This is a genomic window from uncultured Alistipes sp., from assembly GCF_902388705.1.
Taxonomy (GTDB): domain Bacteria; phylum Bacteroidota; class Bacteroidia; order Bacteroidales; family Rikenellaceae; genus Alistipes.
In genome coordinates, this window is sequence record NZ_CABMQJ010000101.1 from 1 (window position 1) to 4,297 (window position 4,297).

3 protein-coding genes are annotated in these 4,297 nt (G+C 64.5%); all 3 read right to left on the minus strand.

From position 1 onward, the window contains the following. Positions 1-1,104, minus strand: a 1,104-nt coding sequence (locus QZT71_RS12040; RefSeq protein WP_295916553.1) for a CofH family radical SAM protein, incomplete at its 3' end; no start/stop codon positions are given. 2 nt (positions 1,105-1,106) lie between these two features. Further along, positions 1,107-3,338 carry a ribonuclease R gene (rnr, locus tag QZT71_RS12045; protein WP_295916556.1) on the minus strand — a complete coding sequence of 744 codons (2,232 nt, stop codon included), beginning with the start codon at positions 3,336-3,338 and terminating at the stop codon, positions 1,107-1,109. Further along, the coding region (locus QZT71_RS12050; RefSeq protein WP_295916560.1) for a M20 family metallopeptidase at positions 3,335-4,297 on the minus strand (963 nt) is incomplete at its 5' end. The genes QZT71_RS12050 and rnr, both read right to left, overlap by 4 nt.

Sequence of the window (4,297 nt, forward strand, 5' to 3'; positions counted from 1 at the left end):
CGGGGAGCCTGCGGCAGCGTGGTCGCGCAGGCGGTAGAGCTGGTCGCGCAGGCGCGGGGTGAAGCCCGCTTCGCGGATGGCGGCCTGTATGCCCTCGGCGTCGAACCGGTTGTGGGCCCCGGCCGAGGAGACGACGTTCTCTTCGATCATGATGGATCCCATGTCGTTGGCGCCGCTGTGCAGCGCGGCCTGCGCCGTGGCTTTGCCTACGGTGAGCCACGAAGCCTGTATGTTGCGTATGTTGTGCAGCACCAGGCGGCTTACGGCGATGATGCGCAGGTATTCGAGCGGCGAGAAATGCGTCGTTACGCCCTGCTTTTCGAGCTCGGTGCCCGTCGATCGGAAAATCCACGGGATGAATGCGATAAAGCCGTGGTGTCCCTCGGGGCAGCGGGTTTGCAGGTCGCGGATGCGCAGCAGGTGGTCGATGCGCTGGTGCGGGGTTTCGACGTGCCCGTACATCATCGTCGCCGAGGTCGGCAGGTCGAGGCAGTGCGCCTCGTGCATCACATTGAGCCATTTCTCGACCGACGGCTTGGCGGGCGAGATGGCTTTGCGCACGACGGGGTCGAGTATCTCGGCGCCTGCGCCCGGCAGCGAGTCGAGCCCCGCGGCCATCAGACGGCGCAGGGTTTCCAGCGTGGTCAGGCCGCTGATGCGGGCGATATGGGCCACTTCGGGCGCACCCAGCGCATGCAGCCGCAGCGTGGGGTAGAGCGCTTTCAGGTCGGAGAAAAGCCGCTCGTAGAAGTCGATTCCCAGCTTGGGGTGCAGGCCGCCCTGCAACAGCAGCTGGTCGCCGCCCAGCTCCAATGTCCGGTCGATTTTTTCGCGGTATTCGTCCATCGTGGTGATGAACGCCCGGTCGACCTGGTGGGGTTTGCAGTGGAAGTTGCAGAACCGGCAGCCCGAGATGCAGACGTTGGTGATGTTGACGTTGCGGTCGATTTGCCATGTCACGACGCCGGGGTCGGGCACCACGGCGCGGCGCACCTCGTCGGCCGTGAGCGCCAGCTCCTGCAGCGGCGCCTCGTCGTAGAGCCGGTAGGCCTCTTCGCGTGAGAGCGGCTCCCGGCGGCGGCATTTATCGTAGATGTGCTGCACGGCTACCGGTTTTTGCGTCGGGTGCTGCGGCGTACCTGCGGGCCCCGCTCCCCGGAGGGCTCCACGGGACGGCGGTTGCCGAGCAGCAGTTCGAAATCGAGCTGTCGTTTCTGCAAATCGGCGCGCTTCACGCGGATGCGCACGGCGTCGCCCAGCGTCAGGCGGAGGCCCGTCGAGCGGCCGATGATTTCGTAGTTGGCTTCGTCGAACTGGAAAAAGTCGCCCTCGATGTCGCGCAGGAACGACATGCCCTCGATGTGGGTTTCGTCCAGTTCAACGTAGATGCCCCATTCGGTGAGCCCCGAGATGTGGCCCTCGAACTCCTCGCCGATACGCTCTTTCATGTATTCGACCATCTTGTACTTGATCGACGCGCGCTCGGCCTCGGCAGCGATCACCTCGCGTTCAGAGGCCCGGACGCACAACTCTTCGAGCGTCGTCTTGTCGGCCGCTTTCTCGCCCGCGAGGTAACGCGCCAGCAGGCGGTGCACCATCATGTCGGGATAGCGGCGTATGGGCGAGGTGAAATGCGTGTAATAGGGGAATGCCAGTCCGTAGTGGCCGATGTTGTCGGTGGTGTAGTAAGCCTTGGCCATCGACCGCACGGCCATCGTCGAAACGGCGTTCTCCTCGCTCGTGCCCTTGATTTGGGCGAAGAGCTTGTTCAGCTCCCGGGCCACGGCGCGGCCTTTGGAGGCCTTGAAGATATGTCCGAAGCGGAGGATGAACTGCCGGAAGCGGTCGAGTTTCTCCTCGCTCGGGGTGTCGTGGACGCGGTAGACCATCGTGCGTTCGACGGTGCGGCCCTTGTCGGTCATGCGTTTGCCGCAGAACTCCGCCACGCGGCGGTTGGCCAGCAGCATGAACTCCTCGATCATCTGGTTCGACTCCTTCTGCTCCTTGAAGTAGACGCCCAGCGGCCTGCCGGTTTCGTCGAGTTTGAATTTCACCTCCTCGCGGTCGAAGCTGATGGCGCCGTTCTTGAACCGCTCCCTGCGCAGCGCCTGTGCCAGGCGGTTGAGGGTCAGCACCTCCTCGGCATAGTCCCCGCGCCCGGTTTCGATGATTTCCTGCGCCTCGGCGTAGGTGAAGCGGCGGTCGGAGTGGATGACCGTGCGGCCGAACCATTCGTCGAGGATTTCGAGCCCCTCGTTGAGCGTGAATACCGCCGAGAAGCAGAGGCTGGCCTCGTGCGGGCGCAGCGAGCAGAGTTCGTTCGACAGCCGCTCGGGCAGCATCGGAACGGTGCGGTCTACCAAATAGACCGACGTGCCGCGCTCGACGGCTTCGTCGTCGATTACCGAATGGGGGCGCACATAGTGCGTCACGTCGGCGATATGCACGCCGATTTCCCATACGCCGTCGCCGATTTTGCGCACCGAGAGCGCGTCGTCGAAGTCTTTGGCGTCGGCCGGGTCGACCGTGAACGTCGTGATTTTACGGAAATCGCGGCGCCGGGCGATTTCCTGGGCCGTGATGCGTCCGTCGATACCTTCGGCGGCCTGCTCGATTTCGGGCTCGAAGCGGTAGGGCAGTTCGTATTCGGCCAGGATGGAGTGCATCTCGGTGTCGTTGTTGCCCGCCATGCCCAGCCGCTCGATTAGCTCGCCCACGGGGCTTTTGCTGCCTTCGGCCCAGTCGGCGATGCGGACGACGACCTTTTCGCCGTCCTTCACGTCGGGGTACTGCTTCTTCGAGAGGTAGATGTCCATCGGCATGCGGCGCGAGTCGGCCCGCACGAATATCTGGTGGGCCCCCACTTCGGCGACACCGACGTAGGGCTTGCGGCTGCGCTCGACGATGCGCGTGATTTCGCCCTCGAGTTTCCCGTCGCGGCTGCGGTGCATCACGACCACCTCCACGCGGTCGCCGTTCAGGGCGTTGGCCGTGTTGCGCTGGTTGACGAAAATATCGTTCTCCTCGCCCTCGACGCGCACGTAAATCGAGCCGCCGGCAGTCATGTCGGCCACACCCTCGTAGTGGGGCAGGTGCTTGTGCGTAAGGCGGTATTTCTCGCGGGCGCACTCTTCGACGATGCCCTCGTCGTGCAGGCGTCCCAGTATTTCGAACGTTTCGCGGCGCCCCTCTTTCGTGGCGCCTCCCGAGGCCGAAGCCAGGTGTTTGAGCGAAAATTTATTGTTGGGGAACTCCCGGAACAGGTTCAGGATAATCGAGGCCCGGTCGGTGTTCTTCGCACCCCTTGCGGGGCGGTTTTTCTGTGATTGCTTTTTCATTTCTTCAAAATTTGCAGGGCAAGGCGCTTCATGAAGCCGATGCCCACGTTGATAGCCCCTTCGTCGGGGTTGAATGTCGCCGTGTGGGGGCGTCCGGCCGCGGCGCCTACGCCCAGCCGGTAGAACAGCGACGGATACCGGGTGCAGTAGAAGCCGAAATCCTCGGCCGTGGTGCGCAGCGGCAGCATCTCGACCTGCAGCCCTTGCTCTTTGGCCAGCACGGCGGCCTGCTTGACGAGGTGTTCGTCGTTCACCACGCAGGGGTAACCGCGGCTGATGTCTGTGGCGATTCGCACGCCGTGGCGCGAGTCGATGTCGGCGGCGATGTTGCGGATGCGCCGGTGGATGATTTCGCGCTCGCGCTCGTCGAACGTGCGGAGCGTTCCTTCGAGGTACACTTCGTCGGGCACGATGTTCGTGGCGCCCGCGGCCTCCACGCGGCCGATTGAAAGCACGCACTCTTCGTGGTTGAGGGCGATGAGCCGCGTCAGGAACTCCGCGGCTGCCGCCACGGGGTCTTTCAGTTGCTGGCGCATGGCGCCGTGTCCGCCCGTGCCGTGCACCCGGAACCGGATTTCGTCGCTCGCCGCCATGTATTTCCCGGCACGGAATCCCAGCGTGCCGACTTCGAGCTGCGGCTCGACGTGTTCGCCCACCACGGCGCGCACGTCGTATCCGTCGAACGGGTTTTCGGCCAGCACCAGCGACGCCCCGCCGGGGTTGCACTCCTCGCCCGGCTGGAACAGCCCGAAGAGGGTGCCGCGGAAATCGGGGTCGGTGGCGACCTGCTGCAATACGCCGAAAAGCACTGCCGCATGCATGTCGTGGCCGCAGGCGTGCATGACGCCCGCATTGCACGAGCGCCAGGGTGTGTCTATCAGCTCGGCGATGGGCAGGGCGTCGATGTCGGCACGCAGCACGACGGCCCGGCGTTTGGGGTCGGCTTTGCCGCGGCCCTC